Source organism: Nocardia sp. NPDC051833 (genome assembly GCF_040681225.1).
In the GTDB taxonomy this organism is placed as follows: domain Bacteria; phylum Actinomycetota; class Actinomycetes; order Mycobacteriales; family Mycobacteriaceae; genus Nocardia.
Genome location: NZ_JBFAYK010000001.1, coordinates 2565329 through 2588781 on the forward strand (window position 1 = coordinate 2565329; position 23453 = coordinate 2588781).

The 23453-nt window shown below is 70.8% G+C and carries 18 protein-coding genes; 10 read left to right on the forward strand and 8 right to left on the reverse strand.

The window, feature by feature from the left end:
* Positions 1-222: 222 nt before the first annotated feature.
* Positions 223-2694, reverse strand: coding sequence for an endopeptidase La (gene lon, locus AB0L91_RS11615; RefSeq protein WP_365009232.1), 2472 nt, complete (start codon positions 2692-2694; stop codon positions 223-225).
* A gap of 180 nt (positions 2695-2874) precedes the next feature.
* Here lon and AB0L91_RS11620 point away from each other — a divergent pair, with 180 nt between their 5' ends.
* The gene (locus AB0L91_RS11620) at positions 2875-3960 is read left to right on the forward strand and encodes a hypothetical protein (RefSeq protein WP_365009234.1); all 1086 of its coding nucleotides are present in this window, start codon (positions 2875-2877) and stop codon (positions 3958-3960) included.
* A complete protein-coding gene (locus AB0L91_RS11625; protein ID WP_365009236.1) occupies positions 3957-4922 on the forward strand; it encodes a hypothetical protein in 966 nt (321 codons plus the stop codon). The genes AB0L91_RS11620 and AB0L91_RS11625 overlap by 4 nt, the downstream gene beginning before the upstream one ends.
* A 71-nt stretch (positions 4923-4993) precedes the next feature.
* On the opposite strand, the gene AB0L91_RS11630 is transcribed toward AB0L91_RS11625, so the two are convergent.
* The 3 genes from AB0L91_RS11630 to AB0L91_RS11640 are packed head-to-tail and all read right to left on the reverse strand — an operon-like array spanning position 4994 to position 7037.
* Positions 4994-6064: a DUF3068 domain-containing protein gene (locus tag AB0L91_RS11630; RefSeq protein ID WP_357341940.1), complete on the reverse strand. Its 1071-nt coding sequence runs from the start codon at positions 6062-6064 to the stop codon at positions 4994-4996.
* Positions 6061-6231 (reverse strand): DUF2613 domain-containing protein, encoded by a 171-nt coding sequence (locus AB0L91_RS11635; protein WP_218718357.1) that lies wholly within the window; start codon positions 6229-6231, stop codon positions 6061-6063. Before AB0L91_RS11635 ends, AB0L91_RS11630 begins: the two co-directional genes overlap by 4 nt.
* Before the next feature lie 29 nt (positions 6232-6260).
* Positions 6261-7037: a hypothetical protein gene (locus tag AB0L91_RS11640; protein ID WP_365009238.1), complete on the reverse strand. Its 777-nt coding sequence runs from the start codon at positions 7035-7037 to the stop codon at positions 6261-6263.
* A gap of 84 nt (positions 7038-7121) precedes the next feature.
* On the opposite strand from AB0L91_RS11640, the gene AB0L91_RS11645 reads away from it, so the two are divergent.
* Positions 7122-7733: a TetR/AcrR family transcriptional regulator gene (locus AB0L91_RS11645; protein ID WP_365009241.1), complete on the forward strand. Its 612-nt coding sequence runs from the start codon at positions 7122-7124 to the stop codon at positions 7731-7733.
* Between the two features lie 305 nt (positions 7734-8038).
* On the opposite strand, the gene AB0L91_RS11650 is transcribed toward AB0L91_RS11645, so the two are convergent.
* From AB0L91_RS11650 to AB0L91_RS11665, 4 genes are all read right to left on the reverse strand, one after another.
* Positions 8039-9868, reverse strand: coding sequence for a protein kinase (locus AB0L91_RS11650; RefSeq protein ID WP_365009244.1), 1830 nt, complete (start codon positions 9866-9868; stop codon positions 8039-8041).
* A gap of 18 nt (positions 9869-9886) precedes the next feature.
* On the reverse strand, positions 9887-12706 hold the full coding sequence (locus AB0L91_RS11655; RefSeq protein ID WP_365009246.1) for a hypothetical protein: 2820 nt from the start codon (positions 12704-12706) through the stop codon (positions 9887-9889).
* Complete coding sequence (locus tag AB0L91_RS11660) at positions 12706-14505, reverse strand: HSP90 family protein (protein WP_355275243.1); 1800 nt, start codon at positions 14503-14505, stop codon at positions 12706-12708. Before AB0L91_RS11660 ends, AB0L91_RS11655 begins: the two co-directional genes overlap by 1 nt.
* A gap of 93 nt (positions 14506-14598) precedes the next feature.
* On the reverse strand, positions 14599-17361 hold the full coding sequence (locus AB0L91_RS11665; protein WP_365009248.1) for an AAA family ATPase: 2763 nt from the start codon (positions 17359-17361) through the stop codon (positions 14599-14601).
* A gap of 122 nt (positions 17362-17483) precedes the next feature.
* On the opposite strand from AB0L91_RS11665, the gene AB0L91_RS11670 reads away from it, so the two are divergent.
* The 7 genes from AB0L91_RS11670 to AB0L91_RS11700 all read left to right on the forward strand — a co-directional run bounded on the left by AB0L91_RS11670 (position 17484) and on the right by AB0L91_RS11700 (position 23451).
* The gene (locus AB0L91_RS11670) at positions 17484-17819 is read left to right on the forward strand and encodes a hypothetical protein (RefSeq protein WP_357341928.1); all 336 of its coding nucleotides are present in this window, start codon (positions 17484-17486) and stop codon (positions 17817-17819) included.
* Entirely contained in the window at positions 17816-18331 is a 516-nt protein-coding gene (locus tag AB0L91_RS11675; RefSeq protein ID WP_365009250.1) for a YceI family protein, read from the forward strand. Before AB0L91_RS11670 ends, AB0L91_RS11675 begins: the two co-directional genes overlap by 4 nt.
* Before the next feature lie 105 nt (positions 18332-18436).
* Positions 18437-19792: a hypothetical protein gene (locus AB0L91_RS11680; RefSeq protein ID WP_357341926.1), complete on the forward strand. Its 1356-nt coding sequence runs from the start codon at positions 18437-18439 to the stop codon at positions 19790-19792.
* 103 nt (positions 19793-19895) lie between these two features.
* Positions 19896-20687, forward strand: a complete 792-nt coding sequence (locus AB0L91_RS11685) for a TIGR03084 family metal-binding protein (RefSeq protein WP_357341924.1) — start codon at positions 19896-19898, stop codon at positions 20685-20687.
* Positions 20688-21023: 336 nt separating this feature from the next.
* Positions 21024-21707 carry a hypothetical protein gene (locus tag AB0L91_RS11690; protein ID WP_365009253.1) on the forward strand — a complete coding sequence of 228 codons (684 nt, stop codon included), beginning with the start codon at positions 21024-21026 and terminating at the stop codon, positions 21705-21707.
* Positions 21704-22909 (forward strand): L-2-hydroxyglutarate oxidase, encoded by a 1206-nt coding sequence (lhgO, locus tag AB0L91_RS11695; protein ID WP_357341922.1) that lies wholly within the window; start codon positions 21704-21706, stop codon positions 22907-22909. The genes AB0L91_RS11690 and lhgO overlap by 4 nt, the downstream gene beginning before the upstream one ends.
* Positions 22910-22977: 68 nt before the next feature.
* On the forward strand, positions 22978-23451 hold the full coding sequence (locus tag AB0L91_RS11700) for an SRPBCC family protein (RefSeq protein WP_355275258.1): 474 nt from the start codon (positions 22978-22980) through the stop codon (positions 23449-23451).
* The last annotated feature ends 2 nt before the right edge of the window (positions 23452-23453 follow it).

Consider the following 23453-nt stretch of genomic DNA (forward strand, 5'->3'; position numbering starts at 1 on the left):
GAGCGGGTCGCCGAGGCGGGCGCCGACGAGGACACCGAGTTCGACGACGAGGACGGGTTCGACGAGGACGACCAGGACAGCTACGACACCGACCAGCTCGCAATCGTCACCGCGGTGCCCGAGGAAGCGCCCGCGCTGCCGCCCACGGTCAGCCGATAGCGATTCCGGACAGCGAACGGGCCGTGCACACGATGGTGTGCACGGCCCGTTCGGTTCGGTGGGTCAGGCGCTGACGGCGAAGCTGCCGTCGGCGGCCGGCTCGGCGACCGGCTCGATGGCGTAGGCCAGGATGTCGGCCACGTCGGCGACGGGACGGACGTCCAGGGCGGCCAGCACCTCGGCCGGGACCTCGTCGAGGTCCGGTTCGTTGCGGGCCGGGATGAAGACGGTCTTCAGTCCGGCGCGCTGGGCGGCGAGCAGCTTCTGCTTCACGCCGCCGATCGGCAGCACGCGGCCGTTCAGCGTGACCTCGCCGGTCATGCCGACATCACCGCGCACCTGACGGCCCAGCGCCAGCGACACCAGGGCGGTCACCATGGTGACACCCGCCGACGGTCCGTCCTTGGGCACCGCACCCGCCGGGAAGTGGATGTGGATGTTGCGGTCGAGGACCTTCGGCTCGATGCCGATCTCCGCCAGGTGCGAGCGCACGTAGGTCAGCGCGATCTGCGCCGATTCCTTCATGACATCGCCCAGCTGACCGGTCAGGGTCAGGGCGCGCTCGCCCTCGGCGGCGTTGGCCTCGATGTAGAGCACATCGCCACCGGCGCCGGTGACCGCCAGACCCGTCGCCACGCCGGGGACGGCGGTGCGTTCCACCGAGTCCGGGGTGAAGCGGGGACGGCCGAGGTAGTCGGTCAGGTTGTCGACGTCGACCACGAGATTCGTCGGCCGACCGGCAGGCTGTGGGCCGGACTCGATGTCGATGACGTTGTCGTAGCCGAGCCCGGGGTCGTACCCGAGCACGGCGCCCGCGCCGAGCGAGCCGTTGTCGACCAGCGTCTGCTCGTCCTGGCGGCCGGCGTCGCCCGCCACCAGGCGGGTCGCCGCCTTGCGCAAGGCTTTCGCCACCAGTCGCTCCATCTGGCGCACGCCCGCCTCGCGGGTGTAGTTCGCCGCGATCTCGCGCAGCGCCGCGTCGGTGATCGAGACCTCCTCGGCGGTCAGCGCGTTGCGTTCCAGCTGCCGGGGCACCAGGAAGTCGCGGGCGATGGCCACCTTGTCGGCCTCGGTGTAGCCGTCGACGGTGATGAGCTCCATCCGGTCCAGCAGCGGGCCGGGGATGGTGTCCATGACGTTGGCCGTCGCGATGAACAGCACGTTCGACAGGTCGAGGTCCAGGTCCAGGTAGTGATCGCGGAAGGTGTGGTTCTGCGCGGGGTCGAGGACCTCGAGCAGCGCCGCCGCCGGGTCACCGCGGAAGTCGGAGCCGACCTTGTCGATCTCGTCCAGCAGCACGACGGGATTCATCGACCCCGCCTCCTTCACCGCGCGCACGATCCGGCCGGGCAGCGCGCCCACGTAGGTGCGCCGATGGCCCCGGATCTCGGCCTCGTCGCGCACGCCACCGAGGGCGACGCGAACGAACTTGCGGCCCAGCGCCTTCGCGACCGACTCACCCAGCGAGGTCTTGCCGACACCGGGCGGACCGACCAGCACGAGCACCGCGCCCGAGCCACGTCCACCGACGACCTCGAGGCCGCGGGCGGCCCGGCGCGAACGCACCGCCAGGTACTCGACCATGCGGTCCTTCACCTCGTCCAGGCCGTGGTGATCGGCGTCGAGCACGGCGCGGGCGGCCGAGACATCGGTGCTGTCCTCGGTCTTCACCGTCCACGGCAGGTCGAGCACGGTGTCGAGCCAGGTGCGGATCCAGCCCGATTCCGGGCTCTGGTCGCTGGCCCGCTCCAGCCTGCCGACCTCGCGCAGCGCCTCGGCGCGCACGTTCTCGGGCAGGTCGGCGTTCTCCACGCGGGCGCGGTAGTCGTCGGCGCCGTCGGGTTCGTCCTCGCCGAGTTCCTTGCGGATGGCGTTGAGCTGCTGGCGCAACAGGAACTCGCGCTGGCTCTTCTCCATGCCCTCGCGGACGTCCTCGGAGATCTTGTCGGTGACCTCGACCTCGGCGATGTGCTCGGTGATCCACTCGATCTGCTTGGTCAGCCGGGTGACGACATCCGGGGTCTCGAGCAGTTCCCGTTTCTGCTCGTTGGACAGGTACGGCGCGTAGCCCGCCGTGTCGGCGATGGCGTCGGGGTTGTCGAGCTGGTTGACGATGTCGATGATCTGCCACGCCTCCCGACGCTGCAGCACCGCGACGACCAGCTTCTTGTATTCGGCGGCCAGCTCGGTGGTCCGCTCGTCGGGCGCCACCTCCTCGACCGGTTCGGCCTCCACCCACAGGGCGGCGCCGGGCCCGGTCACACCGTGCCCGATCCGCGCCCTGCGCTCGGCCTTCAATACGGCGGCGGGAGCGCCACCGCGCATGCGTCCGACCTGCTCGATCGAAGCGACGACGCCGTAGGAGGCGTACCCCTCGTCCAGCCGGGGCGCGACGAGCACGGCGCCGGTCTTCCCGGCCTGCGCGGCGTCGATGGCGGCCTGCGCGGATTCGTCCAATTCGATGGGCACGACCATGCCCGGCAGCACGATCGGATCGGTCAGGAACAGCACCGGCAGGTTCTGAGCTGTAGTCATGTCGACCCTTCCAAAGTTGAGCTTTGCTGACTCAACCCAGTCGGGTACCTGTTTGTTCCGGCCCGTGCCCCGGTTCACTGACGGCGAACATTCGACCGTCCCGACCAGGGCTTGTCCGGACTCCGCCCGGTGTGACAGCATCAGCGCCATGACTGATCGAATCGAGTCCCCCCGCGCCTGATGCGCGACGTGACCGGGACGGAATTGCCCGGATCGCCGATCTCCCTGTTCGACCACGCGATGCGTTTGCATCGAGAATCACCCGATGCGCCGCTGGAGCGGAGCGGAGATCCCTACCCGGATGAGTCGTGGCACGGGCGCGGGGACACACCACCCCGGCCGAAAGATCGACGGACCTTAGGTCTCGACCTCGCGGCCCTGCTCGACGCGCATTTCGCCGATCCCGCCAGCACGCCCGCCGACCTGGCCGACGCGTGTCATCGGGTGCACGTCCCGATGTTCCGGACCGAGCATGTGGTCGCCGCGGCCCGGCGGGTGGAGATCGAGCGGGCCCGCCAGACCGGCCGATGGCTCATCCGGCGGGGCACCGATCGCTGTGCGGTGACGATTGGACTGGCACTGCTCGAAACCGCGCCGGAGGACGGCGACATCCCGCTGTTGCAGACGATCGGGCTGCTGTCGGAGGGTTTCGGTCCGCTCGTGGTGGACACGATGGAGCGTTGCCGGGGCGCATTGTCCGGTCTGCTGTGGCTCGGTGACCGGGTCGATGGTTGGGGCCGCGTCACTGTCGTCAAAAAACTTTGCGCCGCATACGGTGTGCCCGCCCGGGATTGGCTGTTGCGGCGATCGTGCAACGGGGAGTACCACAACCAGTACTTCGCGGCTGAGGTCGCGATTGCGGCCGACCTCGCCGGCGCGATCACCGGCGACGACCCCGATCTCGACCTCGTCCACCACACCGGTGTTCTGTTGTCCGCGATGACCGACTGCGCGGGAACAGGTCTCACGCTCGACGAGTATCCGGCGGCGCCGAACGTCCTGTCGGCGCACTCGAAACACGCGGCACGCCTGACACCGACAACCCATCGCTACGGGAATCTGGCGAACCTCGCCGACTACCTCCGGCGGCCGTCGACACGGGAGTGGCGGGGCCGGGAGCAGGCGATCGACCGGTACCTCACCTTGCTGAACCAGCCGGAATGGGAAGCGACCGCGCGAACCGGCTTGGCGCGGGGCGATTTCCGGGTGCTGTGGCTGCGGCAGGCGGTCGGCGCGCGGCTCGACCTCGCACCCTTCACGTCATGACGGCGCCGGTTTCGCTGTTCGACCACGCGATGCGCCTGCATCGCGAGTCGCCGAACGCGCCGCTGCCGCAAGAGGGGTATCCCTTTCCCGACGATCCGTGGCACGGATTCGGCGCCACCCCTTCGCGTTCCGGGCATTGGAGAGCCGAGGGCATGGCGCTGGCCGCGCTGCTCGACGCGCATTTCGGTGACCCGGCACGGTCACCAGCCGACCTGGCCGCGGACTGCCACAGCGTGCACGTCCCGCCGTATCGGAACGAGCACGTGGTGGCCGCGGCGCTGCGGGTCGACGCCGAGCGGGTGCGGGCGACCGGGCGCTGGCTGGTGCGCCGGGGAACGGACCGGTGCGCGGTGTGGATCGGGCTCGCCCTGCTCGGCACCGTGCCCGACGACGCCGACATTCCGCTGTTGCAGACGATCGGGTTGCTGTCGGATGCCTTCTCGCGGTTGGCCGTCGACGCGTTGGCGCGGTGCCGGGACGGGACCGCCGCGCTGCTGTGGCTCGGCCCACGAGTCGACGAGTGGGGGCGGGAGATCGTGGTCGAGAAGCTGTGCGAGCACCGAGGTTCGACCGTCCGGGACTGGTTGTTGCGCAATTCGTGCCGGGGCAATTATCTCGACGGGTATGTCGCCGGGAAGGTCGCGATCGCGGCCGACCTCGCCACCGCGATCACCACCGACGACCCCGATCTCGACCTCGTCCACCACACCACCGTGCTGCTGTCGGCGATGACCTACTGCGCGGGAGCGGGTCTCACGCTCGACGAGTATCCGGCGGCGGCGCGGGTGCTCGACGCGCACTCGAGACAGGTCGCGCGCTTGGAGCCGTCGACCGATCGCTACCGGTACGTGGGCACCCTGGCCGACTACGTGCGGCGCGCGGAGCCTGCCGGGTGGGAGCGGATGAGCGAGCGCTATCTGGACCTGCTGAACCGGCCGGACTGGGCCGCGTACGCGCCGTGAAAACAACGCCGTCAAACAACGAAGCCTCCCCGGAGTGATCCGGGGAGGCCGCGTTGTGCAGGGGAACCGAGCTAGAGGTTCGTGGTACGGATCTGTTCGGTGGGCGGGTCGTAGGTGCGACGACCGGTGGAGCCACCCGAGCTCAGGACGCCGAGGACGGCGCCGGCGATGAGCAGGATCGCGCCCAGGATGCCCAGGATGATCGGCAGGGTCTTGCCGAACAGGTCGAGCTTGTCGAGGCTCTCCTGGGTGACGGCCATCTGCGCCTCGATGGTGTCCTCTTCGAAGACGAGGTGCGCCTTCAGCGCGGTGACGTCGACCTGGTTGGCGCTGCGGCCGTAGAACAGGTGCAGCTGCTCGCCGCCCTTGATGACCGCGCCGGTCCGCGGCTCCACCCACACCTCGCGGACGTTGGTGTAGAAGCGGAGCATGGTCACCTCGCCGTCGCCCTCGAGGCCCCACTTGGCCGCGGGCAGGGTCAGCTTGCTGGTCGCGGTCGGCGCGACGTCGTGCAGGCTGGTGACCGGGATGGACTGCCGGAACAGGTAGACCGGCATCCCGTTGATCTCCGTCTCCTCGACGAAATCGATCGGGAAGGTGGCGCGGGCGTTCAGGTCGAAGTACGGGTACGACTTCTTCTCGGTGCCGATCGGGAACCGGTACTGCAGGCCCTGGCGGTTGGTGGGATCGGCCACCGACGCACCGGACTTGTCGACGTTGACCGCGATCGAACCGTTGGGCGAGGTCGACACCGGCTCGCCGGTGAAGCGGTCGATGGTCACCCGGTCGACCTTCGCGTCGAGCACGCCGGCGTCGCCGTCGCGGTCGTCGCGGCGCAGGGTCTGGCCGGCCTGGACGGTCATCTCGTCGGCGCCGGACGGCTCCTGGACCGTGAGGAAGCGCTGCGAGGAGACGGGGACGTTGTCCACCTTGGCCGCGCCGTCGGGCGAGACCAGGGACTTCGAGTCGAGCACCATGCTGGGTTCACCCGGCACGCTCTTGGCGATCGTGGTGACCTCGAGGTCCAGCGGGGTCTTGGCGACCTTGTCCACGGTGTAGGTGGGGATCATGACAGCGGCGGCGAGCAGCAGCGCGCCGAGTCCGACGAGAATGCAGGCGATGAGCCTGCGCCCGTTGCTCATCGGCTGCCGTACTGCACGTTGCCCAGCACCGAGGAGCCGGGATCAGCGGTGGTCTCGGGAGCGGGGATCGAATTCTGTTGCGCGCCCGCGGTGATGCCGAGCACGGCAATCACCCCGAGGATCGCGCCGGCCAGGCCACTGACCAGGCCGGGGACGGCAAACTTCATTGAACGAAACTCCAATACGTGGCGTCGGCTCAGGCGACGGAGAAGAACCCGAGGGTCGGGGCGAACGAGCAGGTCCGGTCACCGTCGGCGGTGGTCGTGGTGAGCGAACCGGTGATCACCGCGGCGACCCGCCCCGCGCCGGTGTCGGCGATGGCGGACAGGGTGGCGGGCCCGTCCGGGTTGATCCCGGCCGCGGTGGTGAGCGGCTGGGTGCCCGTCCGCCGGTTGTCCAGGTTGATCCACTGCACCGTCATCGGCGGGTTCTGCACGACGGTCGGCGTCTTGGTACCCAGCGCGGTGAAGACGAAACCGGTCTGGCCCGCGGCGGGCCCTGGCGGCGGCAGCTCGGCCGGGCCGGGTACGGCCAGCGCGGTGCCGACGGAATCGGAGGTCGGGCCGATGCAGCCCTTACCGATGGTCGGGTAGAGGAACTGGGCGATCCGCGGGCCGTCGGACGGCGGGAGCTCGGGGCCGCCACCGCCGCTGCCGTCGAGGAAGGTGATGACCTTCTCGAGGGTCGCCTTGACCTGCGCGGGGATGCCGGGCGTCGCCAGCAGCACGCGGGCCTGAGCCAGGATCGCGGCCTGCGCGCCATCGGCGATGGGGGCGGGCGCGGAGATGGCGCTTACGATCGACGGTGCCAGCGCGGCCAGCGTCTCGGAGGGAACGTTCTCCGCGATCGCCGGGACGCTCGGCTGAGCCGCAGGCCGCGGGGCAGCCATGGTCGACGCCGGTGCGGCGAGTGAGGCACTCACCGCTAGTACGAGAGCGGACAATGCGGTCCGCGAGCCTCGGGTGCGCAGCACTGGTCAGCCGTCCTTCTTTGTGGGGATTGGTTGAAGCAGCCCGGAAATGTAAGTGTGATCCCGGGTTTCAGATACATTGGAGAGGTGACTACAGCGGACAGACGGTATGGGGGTCGTACAGTCGTCGCGCGTAAAGCCGAACGGCGCCAGCGGTTCCTGGAAGCAGCGACGCGAATCTTCGCCGAACGCGGGTACCCGACGTGCTCGCTCGCCGAGGTGTGCGCGGCGGCGGGCCTGTCCAAGCGGCAGTTCTACGAGGAGTTCGAGACCCGCGAGGACGTGCTCATCGCCGCCTACGACCGCATCCAGGACGACGCCGCGGCCGCGGTCGTCCAGGCGGTGGTCGCGCACACCGAACCGGAACCCGCGCTGCGGGCCGGCCTGGGGGCGTATCTGGAATCGCTCGGCTCCGACCCGTACCGCGCGCAGGTGGCGCTGATCGAGGTCGTCGGAGTCAGCGATCGGATGGAGAACCATCGCCGCACGCGCAGGCATGCCTGGTCGGCGCTGATCGAGACGGCGCTGGCGGCCAAGGGGGTGCGGCTGCGCGGCGACGCGGAGCTCACCACCGGCCTGCTCACCGGCGCGGTCAACGGCGTGGCCCACGAATGGCTGCTGCGCGAGTCGCGGCCACCGGTCGGCGAACTGGTCGACCTGCTGACCGCCGCCGCGCTCACGCTGGTCGACTGGGGCTGATTTCGGCGCAACCGTCGGGAGGGTGGCAACATCGCGCACTTGCCGCTCGCTCAACACACTCCCTCTCCGGACATTGTGAGACCGGACGGCTTCACAGTGTGGGACGAGAGTCTGGCATAGTAGTGACCCAGATAGCAACGGCTGGAAAGTTGAGATCGGTATCACCAGGGGTGATGTATTGGTCGAAGGTCCAGACAAGCTCGTGGTGGTAGTGAACCACCACCGGCCGCACACGGTGTCCGGTTCGCCGTTTCGCTCCCGTTTCGAACTGGTCGGCAAACGACCGGCAATCGCCATCGCGGGTGTCAGGACTTCCGCAGGAACCCGGTGATGGTGCCACCGAGCAACCCTGGCGTGCGGTAGGTGAGGGTGCCGTTCGCGCCCATGGTGACCGTCGAGGTCGCGCCGTCGTCCATACAGCCACTAGCGCTCTTGCCGGTGAGTTTCGCCCGGAGGACGAGGCCGTCGGTGGTGGCCTCGACCAGGGTTTCCGAGCGCTCGCAGCGCTCGCCGGAGAGCACGCCGGTATTCGACGCGGTGGCCACCTTCTGCCCGACCTTGCCGTCGTCGATGGTGAGGGTGATGTCGAACTGCACAGGCCCGTCGACAGCCCGCCCCTGCCAGCTCCCCACGAACGCGGCGGGGACGGTCGACACCGGCGCCCCGGTGGCGGGCGGGAGCTCGGAGCCTTGGTTGCTGGTGGAGATCGACGTCGAGTTCGCCGCGCTATTGCCGTCCGATCGGTCGCGCAGCTGGACGCCGATCAGGAACGCGCCCCCGGCGACCGCCAGCGCCACGACCACCGCCGCGGCCACCAGTGCGTTGCGCCCGCGGCGCGCGGGCGGGCGCAACGCCTGCCCGGGCGCGGGAGTACCGCCGGTGATGTCACCGGCGGGCCGACGGACCGTCGCGTACCCGGCCTGCGTCGGCCCACCGCCGGCAAAGGACGTGTGCCCGCCGAAGTTCGCAGCCGTGCCGGACAGCGGTGTCTGCCCGTTGAACCCCGACCCGGACCCTGGCAGCTGGGTTTGGCCGCCGAAGCCCGCAGTCATGCCAGGCGACGACGCCGGGCCAGCGACGCCCGCAGCCATCCCGGGCGACCACGCCGGTCCGCCGAAGCCCGCAGCGGCACCTGGCAGCGGTGTCTGCCCACCGGAGCCCGCGGTGCCGGGGAAGGATGCCTGGCCGCCGGTGTTCGACCATGTCGGGGGGAGCGCTGCGCCGGGTCCGACAGGTGGGTCGGCCGGGCCGGAGTCGAGGTCGAGCAGGGTGACCGCGCGCCTGCTGACGTCCTCGAGCACGGCGGGCGGGAGCCAGCCCGTGCGCTCGGGCAGGCCGATGGCGGTGAGCTCGGCGAGGACCTGCTGCGGGGTGGGGCGGACGGCGGGGTCCTTGGCGACGCAGGCGGCGACCAGCGGACGCAGGCGCGCGGGCACGCCCTCGAGGCGCGGTTCCTCGTAGACGATCCGAAACAGCATCTGCACGATCTCGGCGGTGCCGAACGGGCCGTGGCCGGAGGCGGCGAAGGTCAGCACGCCGCCGAGCGCGAACACATCGCACCCGGGGCCGAGCGGTTCGCCGGTGACCTGCTCCGGGCACATGAAACCCGGTGAGCCGATGACCTTTCCGGTGGTGGTGAGCGCGGTGTCCTCGACGGCGCGCGCGATCCCGAAGTCGACCACCTTGGGCCCGTCGACGGCCAGCAGCACATTCGACGGCTTCAGATCGCGATGCACGATGCCGACGCCGTGAATGGCCACCAGCGCCTCGGCCAGCCCGTGCCCGAGCGCGAGCAACGACGGTTCGGTGAAGGGCCCGAACCGCGACACCGCGTCCGAGAGCGCGAGTCCGGCGACGTAACCGGTGGCCAGCCACGGCGGATCGGCGTCGACATCGGCGTCCAGGACCGGCGCGGTGCAGGCACCGCCGACCCGCCGCGCGGCTGCCACCTCCCGGCGGAACCTGGCCCGGAATTCGGGGTCGCCCAGCAGATCCGGCCGGATCACCTTCACCGCGACCGTGCGGCCGCCCGCGTTGCGGCCCAGGTATACCTTGCCCATGCCGCCGGCGCCGAGGACGCCGAGCAGCCGGTACGCCCCGATCTGGCGTGGATCGTCGCTGCCGAGCGGTTGCATCGCGTGGAGTCCTTCGAATCAGCCGAGTCTGGAGCGGGTTTCGGTCAGCAGGTTGGTGAGCAGGCCGTAGGCGGGATGGGTGTCGTCGAGTTCGGCGACGGCACCGGCGAGGACCTTCTCGGCCTCGGCGGTCCGGTCGAGGTCGAGCAGGATCCTGGCCTGGTCGTAGTCGGCCCGCACCGCCCGATCGATGACGTCGATCGCGCGGAACCCGGCGGCGGCGGCTTCGGCGCGCGGGAGGGCGTCGGGGAAACGATAGGCGGCGTGCAGGATTCGGGCGGCATTGTGGTCGAGCCTGGCCCGGTGCCAGCACAGCAGATCGGCGTCCGGGCCGGTGGCGGCGAGCGCCGCCAGCGCCGCGTCGGCGACCTCGACGGCCGCGACCGCGCCCGCCGAATCACCGGACCAGTGCAGGGACAGCGCGGCGCTGTAGCGGCAGTAGGCGACCCGGATCGGATCGTCGACCCGCGCCGCCACCTCGGCGGCGAGGCGGTAGCGTTCGGCGGCCTCGGCGTCGCGGTCGAGCGCGTCGAGCAGGTCGGCGGTCTCGGCCAGGACATACGCCTCGTCACCGAGATCCTCGACGGACCGGTCTAATTCGATGATCGCGTCGTACACGGCGAGCGCCTGATCGGGCTCGCCGAGCGAGCGGTGCAGACCGGCCAGCAGGTAGCGGCAGCCACGGGCCGCGCCGCCCGCGCCCGCGCCGTCGAGCGCGGTGATCGCCGCTTCCGCCTGCTCGGCGGCATCGAGCAGCTGCCCGGTGGCCCGGTAGGCGATGGCCAGATCCCATTGCGCGTACGGCAGCTGGGGCAGCCCGGCGGGTGCGCCGATCGCGATGGCGGTGAGCAGCTCGCCGACGGCCTCGGCGGGACGCTCGAGGAGCAGCAGGAGATCGCCGCGACGGGCGAACAGGGCCGTCCGGAAACCGACGCGCGTGTCCGCGTCGAGCAGCGGCAGTGCCTCGTCGGTCGCGGCCAGCGCGGCGGCGAAATCACCGGCGGCCCGGTGGATTCCGGCCAGGTAGTACAGCGTGGTCGCGGCCCGGAACGGCAGATTCGCCCGGCGGTAGGCCGAGATCGCCGTCCGTGCCGCGACATCGGCGTCGTCGATCCGGGAGTTGTTCTCGGACAGGAAGAGCCGCTGCTTGGCGGCATCACCGATCAGCTCGTCGTCACCCGAGGCGGCGGCCTCGGCGTCGGCCCGGTCGAGCAGTTCGGGGAGTTCGGCGGCGGCATCGTCGGGCAGCAGGCCACGGTCGTACAGGTCGAGCAGACCGCCGGACAGCCGCAGCACGGCGTTGCCCCGGACCGCTGGATCGGCCGACGCGCCCAGGTGCGCGAGCGACGCGCGCAGCAGCGGTGTCGCTTCGGCGGGATCACCGTGTCTGCACAGGTGCACGCCGAGCCTGCCGAGACCGATCTGGCGGTATTCCTCGTCGCCGGCGGCGGTGTAGTGCTCGATCGCACGGCGCAGCAGGGATTCGGTCGCGAGACAGTCGTCGCCACGGGCGGACTCGCGCGCGAGCACGGCCGCGCGCCTGCCCGCCAGCAGCGGATCGGTGGGCTCGGCGGCCTCGGTCAGGCGCTGGATCAACGCCGTCACCTCGGTGGTGGCATCGCGCTGGAGGCCCGATTCGGCCCGTTCGATCAGCTCGGCGGTGGTCAGCGCGGGGAGTTCGATCGGGGCGGGCGCCTGCTCGACCGGCACCCGGTGCACCGCGGCGGCCGACAGCGGCAGCTGGTCGACGATCGGCGTGCTCGCCAGCACCGTGCGCACCAGCTCGGTCTGGTGGGTGGTGCCGTTGCGCCGGTCGAATCGCGCCGCGATCGCCAAGGCCTCGGCGGCCAGTTCCGCGTGCAGGGCGCGCGCGGTCGATTCGGCCGCGGGGCGGTCGAGATGCGCGGGCCGCCGGACGACGGTGTCGCCGTGGCCCGCGTCCTCGACGGTGCGCAGCAGCAGCGCGGCCGCGGCGGCGAAGTCCATGGCGGCGGACGGATTCGGCGACCGGTCGAGCCAGCCGAGATGCCGGTCGAGCAGTTCCAGGCCGCGGGCCTGGTTGCCGGACAGCGCGCAGAACTCGAGATGCGTGGCGATGGCGCTCACGTCCTGGGGTTTGGTGCGCAGCACCCGGTACGACCTGCGGTGCGCGTCGCGCGCGGCGTCGAGCTGGCCGGTGCGCAGGTAGGGCAGCAGCAGGGCGGTGAGGATCAGCTGGGGTTGCTCGTCGCAGTTCAGCTCGCCACGCAGGACCGGGGCGGCCAGTTCGACCGCCTCCGCGTCCCGACCCCGGCTCGCCAACCAGGTGACCTTGCCGGTCGGGTCGCATCCGGCGCAGTCGGAGTTCTCGTCGCGCGGTGTGGTGCACCATCTTTCGTACCAGCTCTCGGCCTCGGTCAGGTCGCCGAGATGCTTGGCCACGTAGTGCCGGTAGGCGTACACCGCCTGCGGACTCTGGCCCTCCACCCGGTAGCGCTGCTCCATCTGGTCGAGCGCGGCCAGTGCCCGATCCTTGGGCACCTCGGGGAAATTCGTCATCGCGCGCACCGCGAACTTGAAATCCCAGCGCAGCGATCCCGCCACCCAGTCGTCGTAGGCGCCGGGTTCCCGGTCGTAGTCGGCCAGGCAGCGGGCGAACGGGACGAACAGCTTGGCCGGGCTCATGCCCTGCGCGTAGGCGGCGATCAACCGCATCCGGGTGTTGAAGGCGATGTCGGTGTGCCCGCCCGCTTCGGCGTGTCGCAGGACCTGTTCCAGCAGTGCGTCTTTGGCGTCACCGTAGGGCATGTGACCGGCCTGGGCGAGCAGCCGCCACAGGTCGTCGGCGGACTCGGACATCAGAGCTCTCCCTGCGGATCGTGCACTGCCCAGTCGAGCAGCCCGACGAACGACTTGTTCAGCAGCGCGGTGTCGACCGGCCGCATCGGATGCTGGCCCTGGAGCAGCGCCTGGCTGTAGAGCGCCTCGACCGCCATGGTCACCAAGCGGGTGTCGGCGAGCCCGGCGATGCGGCGCACCAGCGGATTACGGTGATTGAGCACCAGCTGCGGCCGGTCGCCGTCCTGACCGGAATCGAAGGCGCCGAGCACATCGGCCCACAGCTCGTCGGCGACCTGGCGGGTGGCCCGCAGTTCGGCGCGATGCTGGGTGTCGCGGTCGAGCAGGTACAGCGCCGACAGCGACGGCGGATCGAACGTGCGCAGCGCGACCTCGCAGTCGAGCCGGTCGAGCACGCGCTGGGCGGTCGTGAGGAATGGCCGCAGCGCGAGTTCGGTGGCCGGGTCGACCAGGTCGAAGTGGGTCGCCAGGGCGGCGGTGTCCAGACGGGTCACCTGGATCTCGGGATCGAGCGCGGGCAGGCGCTCCAGGATCTCGGTGATGTAGGTGTAGCCGCCGTTCACCAGGCCGAGGCCCTGCGCGGCCGCCACCGCGCCGAGCTGGCGGAACTCCTCCACCGACGGCGTGTAGCGCATGCCACCGAACCGGCGGCGGAACTCCGCGAGCGGGATCTGCCCGGCATTGGTCTCCACCGGCAGCCAGCGGTCGACCAGCCGGAGCATGTCGTCGTCGTGCAGGGCCAGCGCCTTCACGCCCAGGTCGTGCACGCGCAGGAAGCGGGCGAGCGCGGCCGGGTCGGCGGTGGACAGCTCCACCAGCCAGTCCCTGATCTGCCCGCCGAGCGACTCCCTGGTGGATTCGAGCAGGTCGTCCTCGTACAGCGCCTCCCGGCTCGCGGTCGGCCGCAGCTCGGTGGTGTCGACGACGCAGCGCACGAAGAACGCCCAGTCGGGCAGCAGCCCGCTGACGCTCTCCGCCAGCAGCATCCGCTTGAGATACACCCGGTGCCCCGCCTTGGCCGCCGGGTTGACCGGCTGCGGGAGCACGAACGCCACCCCGGTGACACCGGATTCGGCACAGCTGAGATCGAAGGTGGCGAACGGCGTGAAGCCGAAGGTGTCCTCGGCGTAGGCGGCGAGCGCGGCCTTGCGGTCGTCGGGAGTGGGGTGGTTCGCCCGCCACGGCACCTCGGGCTCGGTGACCGAGCGCCCGTCGACGGTGACCTCGAACGGCAGCAGGCTGCCGAACAGGGCGGCCAGCTCGGTGACGGTGGCGCCGGTGAGCCACTGCTCGGCGCCGCGCCGGGGCGTCAGGATCACCGTGGTGCCCGGTTCCTCGCGTTCCCGCGAGGCGGGCTCGACCCGGTAGCGGCCGTCGGCGAAGCCGGTCCAGCGCACCGTCGGCCCGCCGCGCGCGGAGCGGGTGAGCACGGTGACCTCGTCGGCCACCAGGAAGCACGAGAGCAGGCCGATGCCGAACTGGCCGAGGAACTCGTGCCTGGCGAAGCCGAGATCGTCGCGTTTGCCGCTGCGGCCGATGGTGGCCAGGAAGGTGTGCACCTCGGCCTCGGTGAGCCCGATGCCGGTGTCGTGGATCCTGATGCTGCCGTCGCCGGTCCGGTCGGCGGTCTCGATCCGCACGCTGAGCTGCGCCGACGGGTCGAGCGTCCGGCGCGCGGTGCTCGCGTCGACGGCGTTCTGCATCAGCTCGCGCACGTACACCCGCGGACTGCCGTACAGGTGGTGACTGAGCAGGTCGACCACACCACGCAAATCGACCTGGAATACCTGTTCCACCACCGGTCCCCTCCGAGCACGAGCACTACTTGCCCGGCCACTGTAACCGCAACTTCGCACCGCGCACCGACCACGATGTCAGGGGCGTGACCTGCGTCAGCGGCGGTCGCGAGCGAGTTCGGTGCGGTTGGTGACACCCAGTTTGGCGAGGATGTTGCGGACGTGGGTTTCCACGGTGCGCTCGGAAAGAACCAAACGCGTGGCGATTTCGCGATTCGTCAGGCCCGCCGCCGCGAGATCGCGGACTTCCCGCTCGCGCGGCGTCAGGGGATCGGCGGACCGGGTGGCGGCGGCGATCCTGGTCAGCAGGGCGTCGGCGGTGGCCAGGCGGTACGGCATGCCGAGCCTGCGGAATCCGGCGGCCGCCCGCTCCGCTTCGGCGCGCGCGGCGGTGAAGTCGGCGCGGGCGAGCTGGGTGCGGGCCAGGCCGAGATGGCCCAGCGCGACGAAGGGCCGCGCGCCGATCCTGGCGTCCATCGCCAGACCGCGCCGGTACAGCTCGACGGCGGCGTCCAGGTGCCCGGCCACGCGGGCGTTGTCGGCGCGGACCCGGGCCAGCGAGCTGACGCAGATCAGCGCGCCGGTGCCGTCGGCGGAGTAGTACCGTTCCTGGCCCGCCAGGGCGCGGTAGACGCGGTCGGCGGTCTCGGCGTCGTCGAGGAGTTCGGCCACCAGGCCGACGCAGAACACGGTGCCCGCCCAGCGCGCGCCGACCTCGAGGGTGTCGGGAAGCTCGCGGAACGGCGCGAACAGGGCCGTGGCCTCGTCGACGTCACCGGCGAGCGCGTGCATCAGCGGTGCGAAGAGCTGGGCGATCGGAATCTTCGGGGCGAAGGACAGCGACTCGACCGCGGCGGTCAGCTCGGCGCGGTCGATGTGGCCGACGATCACCGCGTACATCCCACGGAACGCGTGATGCAGCCCGGCCAGCGAGAAGTCACCGATGGCCAGCGCCAGTTCATAGGCGGCGCTGTCGAATTCGAGGGCGGCGGCGAGCTCGCCGACGAGGACCGCGCGGGTGGCGCGCAGGCGCAGCAGGTGCCACCGGGCGATCGGCAGCCGACGGCGTTCGACCAGCAGCGCGATGTGGTCGAGGGCGCTGTCGAAGGCGGTGAGGTCGCCGCGTTGCAGGCTCGCGTCGGCGGTCCACACGTGTCCCCAGAGCTGGGCGAGCGGCTGTTCGGCGTCGACCGCGATCTCGATCGCCCTGGCGGCCAGGGTGGTTCGCTCGTCGAGGTAGTCGGGCGCGGCCAGGGACAGGTGGCGGGCGTGGATGGCGTCGAGCGCGACATCGGGGTCGGTGGAGTGGGCGGCGGCGCGCATGGCCTGCTCGGACAGCGTCCTGGCCGCCGCGCCCGCGCCGCGATCGGCGGCCGACAGGGCGTGCCTGGCCAGGATCCGGGCGATCAGGTCGTCGTGGGTGCCGGGTTCGAGCTGCCGTAAGGCGCTGGCGCACAGCTGGTCCAGCTGCGTCATCACCGTGGGCGTGGTGACGCCGTGCACCACGAGCGCGGCCTCGGCGAGCAGGTCGGGGCGGGCGGCCCGCTCGGCGACGGCGGCGGCCTGGACGCAGTGCTCGAGGCTGTCGGCGATCCGGCCCGCGGCGAACTCGTCGCCGGCGAGGTCGAGGAGCAGCTCGGCGCGGTCGGCCTCGGCGGCGGTGGCGCCCGCCGCGTCGATCGCCCACTGCCCGAACCGGATCGCCTCCGGGTAGGCCGCGGCGGCCCGTGCCGAGTGGGCCGCGCGCCGCGACCAGCGCAGGCCCGCCGGTGATTCGGCGCCTGCCGCCGCCTCGCGCCACTGCGTCGCGATCGCCCCGGCGACGACGGCGTCGGGGCCGCCACGCGCGGTCAGCGCTTCCGCCGCCACGCGGTGCAGGGCGGACCGGCGCGAGGGTGTCAGGTCGGCGTACACCGCGTCCCTGATCAGGGCGTGGGTGAAACCGGTCGTGCCGTCGTCGAAACGGCGGACGATGCCCGCCGCGGTCGCGGCGTCGATGGCCGCCGGCACCCGCGGGCACACCTGTGCCAGCAGGTCGGCGTCGATGCGTTCACCGAATACGGCGGCGGCACTGAGCACGTCGACGGTGTCCGGCGCGAGCCGGTCGAGCTGCGACAGCACCAAACGGCGCACCGCGGGTACGGACAGCACGTCGCCGTTGTCGGACTCGGCGGCACCGGATTCCAGGACGAGCCGGACCAGCAGCGGATTGCCGTCGGTGCGATCGCGCACCCGCGCGGCGAGGTCGGCGGACAGACCGCGCTGTTCGAGCCAGTAGCGCACCTCCGGCTCGGAAAGCCCCGGTACCGACAGTGATCGGGTATTCGGCAGCCGCAGCCACTCGGACTGGTGCCCGAGCAGGGTCGCCCCCGCCGGTTCGCGCGCCGTGCCGACGATGAGCAGCTCGGCGCGCGCCGTCTCGCCGGCGACGTGGGTGAGCAGCGCCAGCGAGGTCGGGTCGGCCCAGTGCAGATCCTCGAGCACGAGCAGCAGGCCGGTGCCCGCGGCCGCCGCGGTGAGCACGTCGACGACCTCGGTGCACATCCGGAAGCGCTGCGCGGCCGCACCGCCACCGGGTTCGCTGACCGTATCGAGGGCGGCGGCGAGTTCGGGCAGGTCGCGGGCGGCCCGGCGCCACGGCCACAGCGGCGGCATCCCGGCGTCGTCGAGCGCGTTGCCGCGCGCCACGCGCAGCCCCGACTCCGCGGCCAGCTCGACGGCGCGTTCCGCCAGCCACGACTTGCCGATCCCGGCCGCACCACCGACCAGCACGAACCGGCCTGCCCCCGAGGCGGCGGACAGCACCGCCGCGCGCAGCCGCGCGATCTCCTGATGCCGTCCGACGGCCGGAGTCTGCATCGCACAAGTATCGCGCCTACGGCGAAGTTCAGTACTGCGGATACGTACCGGCACTGATCCGGACGCGCCCGCGCGCGGCGATTCTTGAATCACCGAATTCCCCAGGTCAGGAGCTGAAAATCATGTACGCACACCTTGTCTGGTTCGACCGGCCGCGCACGGCGGGCGAACTGGCGGCCGCCGACTTCGCCGCCGCGAACCGCATCCGGCCCGCCCTGGCCACCGTGCCGGGCCTGCTCGAGTACTACGAACTGCGCCGCGCCGACGGCTCCGGCGTGGTGATCGGCATCGGCGAGTCCGAGGAAGCGCTGCACGCGGTGCGCGCGGCCATCCTCGCCACCGAGCTGCTGCCGGACGAGGACCCGGCGCTGCTGCCCGGGCCCGACCGGGTGGAGATCTACCCGGTGCTGCGGCACCACGACACCGCCGCCATCTACGCCGCGGGGGCGACGTCATGAACTGGATCATGCTGGGCGAGCGCGAGCGCACGGACTGGGTCGCCGCGCCGCGACGGTGCACCGCGCGGTTCCGGGTCGGCCACTTCGGGCGGCGGACCGTGCACGGGACGATGCCGGTGCTGGCCGGCCGGCTGACGGTCGGTCCCGCCGGGCAGCCCGAGACGGTCAGCGGGGTCGTCGACCTCGCCGCGGTCGACACCGGCAACGCCCGGCGCGATCGCGATCTGCGCAAGCCGGGGCTGCTGGATCTGGACCGGCACCCGCGGATGAACTTCGTCGCCGACGACATCACGGGCACCGACGGGGAGTGGCGCGTGGCGGGCGTGGCCACCGTCCGCGGCCGGGACATCCCGCTGGTCTTCACCGTCACCCGATTCGACCTGACCGCCGACACCGTGGCCGTCAGCGCGGAAGCCGTGCTCGACCGCAGGGCGATCGGGGTGAAAGCACCGGAATTCCTGATCGGGCGCTGGGTGACGATCGAGGTTCACGTGGTGCTGCGGCCGGGGTAGATACCGCCCTCCGCCGTTGACACCCCGTCGCGACCGGTCAGAATGTGATTGCCTTATCCTCACGTTCTTCACGTTCTTCGCGCGTCAGCACTAGGGGGCTCCACGATGACCACACTGGCCTCCGGACTCTTCATCGATTGGGAAGAGCTGACGGGGCAGTCGAAATTCGTGGTCGAACTGGTGAGCTTTCCGATCTTCTGCGCGGTGGCGGGCTGGCTCACCAACTGGACCGGCGTGCTCATGCTGTTCTGGCCGCTGCATTTCAAGGGCTTCCGGGTACCGATGCTGCACGTCCTGTATCCGTATCTGCCACGCCGGGTCCAGGTGCTGCCGACCTTCTCCGGTGACGGGCGCCAGCTCGGTTTCCAGGGCTTCATCCCCGCCCGCTCCGAGAAGATGGCGAGTATCTGCGTCGACAAGGCGCTGATGCGCATCGGCAGCCCGCGCGATTTCATCCATGAACTCGATCTGGACGGCATCGGCGACTATCTCGCCGAACGGGCCCGCGACCAGGTGCGGCCGATCGTCGACGAGATCATGTACCGGGAGAATCCCGATCTGTGGCGCTCGCTGCCACGACCGGTGAAGCAGGCCGTCTACCAGCGGGTCGACCGGCAGCTGCCCGCGCTGGGCAGGCGCGCGTTCGCGAGCCTCGGCGACAACATCGACCAGCTGCTCGACGTCAAGAACTTCGTGATCAGGTACCTGGAGAAGAACCCGACCATTCTCAAGGACCTCACCACCACCATCGCCGCGCCGGAACTGAAGTTCATGGTGCGGATCGGCCTGCTCGGCGCGCCGTTCGGCCTGGTGCTGGCGCTGTACCTGCACGTGCACTCGCAGATCCCGTTCTGGGGGCTGGTGCCCGCGTGGGTGATCGTGCTGCTGGCCTCGGCCGCGATCGGCGTCATCGTGAACGTCATCGCGATCAAGATGGTGTTCGAGCCGGGCGACCCGCAGCCGCGCTACAAGTACCTGTGGCGCCAGGCCCTGCTGGCCAAGCGGCAGCCGCAGGCGGCGACCGACCTCGCGCACATCCTGGCCTACCAGGTGCTGACCGTGGAGAACCTGTCCAACGAGCTGCTCGATGGGCCGAACGGCGACAAGACCAAGCAGTTGATCGAGCGGGTCGTCGCCGAGGAGATCCAGCACCAGCTCGGCCCGACCGCGTTCATGGTGCGCGCGGCGATCGGGCGGAAAGGGTACGACAACCTCGCCATCTCGGGCGCGGGCGCCGGCATGAGCCTCGCGCCGGAAATGGTCGACGACGAGAAGTTCGTGCTGGAGCAGGCGAAGAAGATCGACGAGTTCGCCGATCGCAAGCTGCAGAAACTCACGCCGGGCGAGTTCATGGAGATGTTCTATGCCGCGGTGGAGCAGGACGCGTGGCTGCTGTACCTGCACGGTGGTGCGCTGGGCGTCGTAGTCGGCGCGGTCCACCTCCTCATCTTCGGCTGGTAGCGGCAAATAACAAGCACGCGTGCTTGCATTTTTCTCGGGCCGCTGAGATTCTGGTGGCGAGGCGCACCTGTACCGGGTCGCGCCACGATCGGCAAGGGAACAGATGGCTGACCTCGCAGCGCTCCTCGACGACTTCGCCGCCGAATGCGCGGATCTGGAAAACCTGGTCGCACCGCTGACCTCCGCGCAGTGGCAGACCACCACCCCCTCGCCCGGCTGGGACATCACCACCCAGATCGCCCACCTGACCTGGACCGACGAAGTCTCCAAGCTGGCCGCCACCGACGGTGACACCTTCGCGAAGCTGCTGGCCGAGGCAGCGCCCAAGATGTTCACCTTCGTCGACGAGGCCGCCGAAGAGGTCGCGCAGACCCCGCCCGCCGAGTTGCTCGTGCGCTGGCGCTCGGGCCGCGCGGCCCTGATCGCCGCGCTGGCCGCCGTGCCCGCGGGCACCAAGCTGCCCTGGTTCGGCCCGCCGATGAGCCCGGCGTCGATGATCTCCGCGCGGATCATGGAGACCTGGGCGCACGGCCAGGACGTCGCCGACGCGCTCGGCGTCGAGCGCACGCCCACCGCCCGGCTGCGCACCGTCGCCCACATCAGCGTCCGCACCCGCAACTACGCCTACACGGTGCACGGGGAATCCGGTCCCGCCGAGGAATTCCGGGTGGAGCTGACCGCGCCCGACGGCAGCCTGTGGACCTGGGGTCCCGAGGACGCGAAACAGCGCGTCACCGGTCCGGCCGTCGACTTCTGCCTGGTCGCGACCCAGCGCAGGCACCGCGAGGACACCGCCCTGGTCACCGAGGGCCCCGACGCCGAACACTGGCTCGGCATCGCCCAGGCCTTCGCCGGTCCGCCCGGCGCGGGCCGCGAAGCAGGCCAGTTCGCCTGACCACACGTTTCGAACAGGCGAGCGTCAGTCTCTGAGCGCCATTCGTGCCGACTGCCCCGGACTTCGTTGGCCGGGGGTTGACCTCCGTGGCAGTCGTGAACGACGCTCGCCTGCTTCGGAGGGGTACCCCGCGGCGCGGTGTGAGAAACAACCGCGACCCCCGGGCACGGCGCTGACCCGCACTGATAGGTCGGTTGTCCAGATGTGGTCCTGATCTCACCGGCGCCGGTGCTAACAACAGCTAGCACCGGCGTACCGTGGAAATCAGCGCGTGGCTTTCAACGATGCGGGCCCCGTTCCCTCGGGTTCACCCACAGGTACAGGAAGGACCGCATCGTGACCGCTCACCGACCCGCTCAGATCGCGCGTCTGTCCGCCACCGTCATCGCCGGCGCCGCCAGCCTCTGCCTCACCGTCGCCGCGGGCGCCTACATCGTCAACCACATGCCCGAACTCGCGCCGCCGCGCGCCGACGACACCGCGGCCCCCGCCGTGCCGCCGGGCTCGGGCCACCACCGCCCCGCCTTCGCCGAGGACTCCGCGCCGCGCGCGACCAGCGATCTCGTCGAGCTCGCGATGTCGACCGAGCGCACGGTGCCCGCCGTGACCAGGACCCCGGTGACCGCACAGCAGTCGGGTGTCGGCGCGACCCCCGACAGCTCGGCGCTGGCCGGACGGCTCAAGATCGGCACCACCTACGTCGGGGCGCAGGTCGCGCCCGCGCGTACCGACACCATCGCCTTCACGGTGGACACCAACCTGGTGACGATCGCGTCGAAATACCTGGGCCTCACCGCCGACCCCGCCGGGGTGACCGCGCTGCGGACCGAACTCGACACCCGCCGCGGTGAACTGGTCTTCGTGCTCTCCGATCCCGGCCTCGGCAGCCACACGCTGCGCGTGGAACGGGTGCAGAAGCCGGGCACCGAGCCGGCGCCGGTCGAGTCGGCGCAGGCCGGCGACGAGACCGCCGCACCGACCACACCTGCCGACGAGGCGCCGACTACCGTCGGCGTGTGAGTTCTGGCGGCACCGGGCGCGGTGCGTACGACTTCTGCGTGCTCGGCGGCGGCATCGTCGGCGTGGCGACCGCGCATCGGCTGCTGACCACCCACCCCGGCGCGAGTCTGGTGCTGGTGGACAAGGAGTCGAGCCTCGGCGCCCATCAGACCGGGCACAACAGCGGCGTCATCCACTCCGGAATCTATTACCCACCCGACAGTTTGAAGGCCCGGCTGTGCCGCGCCGGCGCGCGGTGGACCAAGGAGTTCGCCGCCGCCAACGACATTCCGTTCGAGGTCTGCGGAAAGCTGCTGGTGGCCACCGATTCCGCCGAGCACGCGCGGATGCTCGACCTCTACGAGCGCTCCGTCGCCAACGGCGTCGAGGTGGAAGCGATCGACGCGGCCGAGCTGGTGCGCCGCGAGCCGAGGATCACCGGCGTCGGCGCGCTGTTCGTGCCAGCCACCGGCATCATCGACTACGCGAAGGTGACGGCCGCGCTCGCCGATCAGGTGGTGGCCATGGGCGGGCGGATCGCGCTCGACACCGTCGTCGAGGCGATCAGCGAAACCGATTCCGCCGTCACGATTTCCGGCCCGGCCGCGACGTTCACCGCGCGCACGCTGGTGGTCTGCGCCGGCTTGCAGGCCGACCGGATGGCGCGGATGGCGGGTATCCGCACCGACTTCCGCATCGTCCCGTTCCGCGGCGAGTACTACCGGCTGCCCGCCGAGCGCGCCGAGCTGGTGCGCACGCTGATCTACCCGGTGCCCGATCCCGCGCTGCCGTTCCTCGGCGTCCACCTCAGCCCGACCATCGACGGGGAGCTGACCGTCGGGCCGAACGCGGTGCTCGGGCTGGCCAGGGAGGGCTATCCCAAGGGCAGCGTGAACGTGCGGGACGCGGTCGACGTGCTGCGCTTCCCCGGCGTGCACCGGGTCGCCCGCACGCACCTGCGGACCGGGGCGCGCGAGCTGCGCAATTCGGTGTTCAAGCGGGGCTACCTCGCCGAATGCCGTCGCTACTGCCCGGAACTCACGACCGCGGATCTGCTGCCGCATCGCGCGGGCATCCGCGCGCAGGCCGTGCTGCGCGACGGCACCCTGGTACACGACTTCCTGATCGAGCGGACCCCGCGCTCGATCCACGTGCTCAACGCGCCCTCACCTGCGGCGACGTCGGCGATGCCGATCGCGGAGTACCTCGTCGACCAGCTCTGAGCGGCAATCCGGCAAATAAAGAGGATATTTGTAGTAATTTTGAGCCCATCCGTGATCAGGGAGGGCCGATGGGCCACATCAGGTATGCGTGTGACGTCGGCGCACCCGTCGACGCCGCCTTCGCCTACGCCGCGAACTTCCGCTTCGTCCCGGACTGGATGTCGGGTGTCACCGGCATCGAGCCGGACGGCGAACCCGACCAGGGCCTCGGCGCCGCCTTCGTGCTGAAAGTCCGGCTGTTCGGGGTGATTCCGCTGCGCTCGACCTGCGAGATCACCGAATATCGGCGCAACGCGGTGATCGGGTATACCCTGCGTGGGCGGGTATACGGAACCGTGACACTACGGTTCGATCCGCTCGGCTACGAACGGTCGGTGCTGACCTCCGAAGCCGACTATCCACCACCACGCGGTGTGTTCGGCCGCCTGTGCCACGGCCTCGTCGACGCGGTCGCGAGATCGGCACTGCGCCGGACGGAGTCGCGGTTGCGAAGGGAGATAGAGGCATTCCACGGTACCGATCTTGTCGGCCGCATCGCCTAGGG

Coding starts and splice junctions, on each gene's coding strand:
- AB0L91_RS11635 (WP_218718357.1), bottom strand. CDS start 6,231: ATGAAGTTTGCCGTCCCCGGCCTGGTCAGTGGCCTGGCCGGCGCGATC.
- AB0L91_RS11675 (WP_365009250.1), top strand. CDS start 17,816: ATGAACTGGATCATGCTGGGCGAGCGCGAGCGCACGGACTGGGTCGCC.
- AB0L91_RS11655 (WP_365009246.1), bottom strand. CDS start 12,706: ATGTCCGAGTCCGCCGACGACCTGTGGCGGCTGCTCGCCCAGGCCGGT.
- AB0L91_RS11685 (WP_357341924.1), top strand. CDS start 19,896: ATGGCTGACCTCGCAGCGCTCCTCGACGACTTCGCCGCCGAATGCGCG.
- AB0L91_RS11625 (WP_365009236.1), top strand. CDS start 3,957: ATGACGGCGCCGGTTTCGCTGTTCGACCACGCGATGCGCCTGCATCGC.
- AB0L91_RS11620 (WP_365009234.1), top strand. CDS start 2,875: ATGCGCGACGTGACCGGGACGGAATTGCCCGGATCGCCGATCTCCCTG.
- AB0L91_RS11670 (WP_357341928.1), top strand. CDS start 17,484: ATGTACGCACACCTTGTCTGGTTCGACCGGCCGCGCACGGCGGGCGAA.
- AB0L91_RS11630 (WP_357341940.1), bottom strand. CDS start 6,064: ATGAGCAACGGGCGCAGGCTCATCGCCTGCATTCTCGTCGGACTCGGC.
- AB0L91_RS11665 (WP_365009248.1), bottom strand. CDS start 17,361: ATGCAGACTCCGGCCGTCGGACGGCATCAGGAGATCGCGCGGCTGCGC.
- AB0L91_RS11700 (WP_355275258.1), top strand. CDS start 22,978: ATGGGCCACATCAGGTATGCGTGTGACGTCGGCGCACCCGTCGACGCC.
- AB0L91_RS11650 (WP_365009244.1), bottom strand. CDS start 9,868: ATGCAACCGCTCGGCAGCGACGATCCACGCCAGATCGGGGCGTACCGG.
- lon (WP_365009232.1), bottom strand. CDS start 2,694: ATGACTACAGCTCAGAACCTGCCGGTGCTGTTCCTGACCGATCCGATC.
- AB0L91_RS11680 (WP_357341926.1), top strand. CDS start 18,437: ATGACCACACTGGCCTCCGGACTCTTCATCGATTGGGAAGAGCTGACG.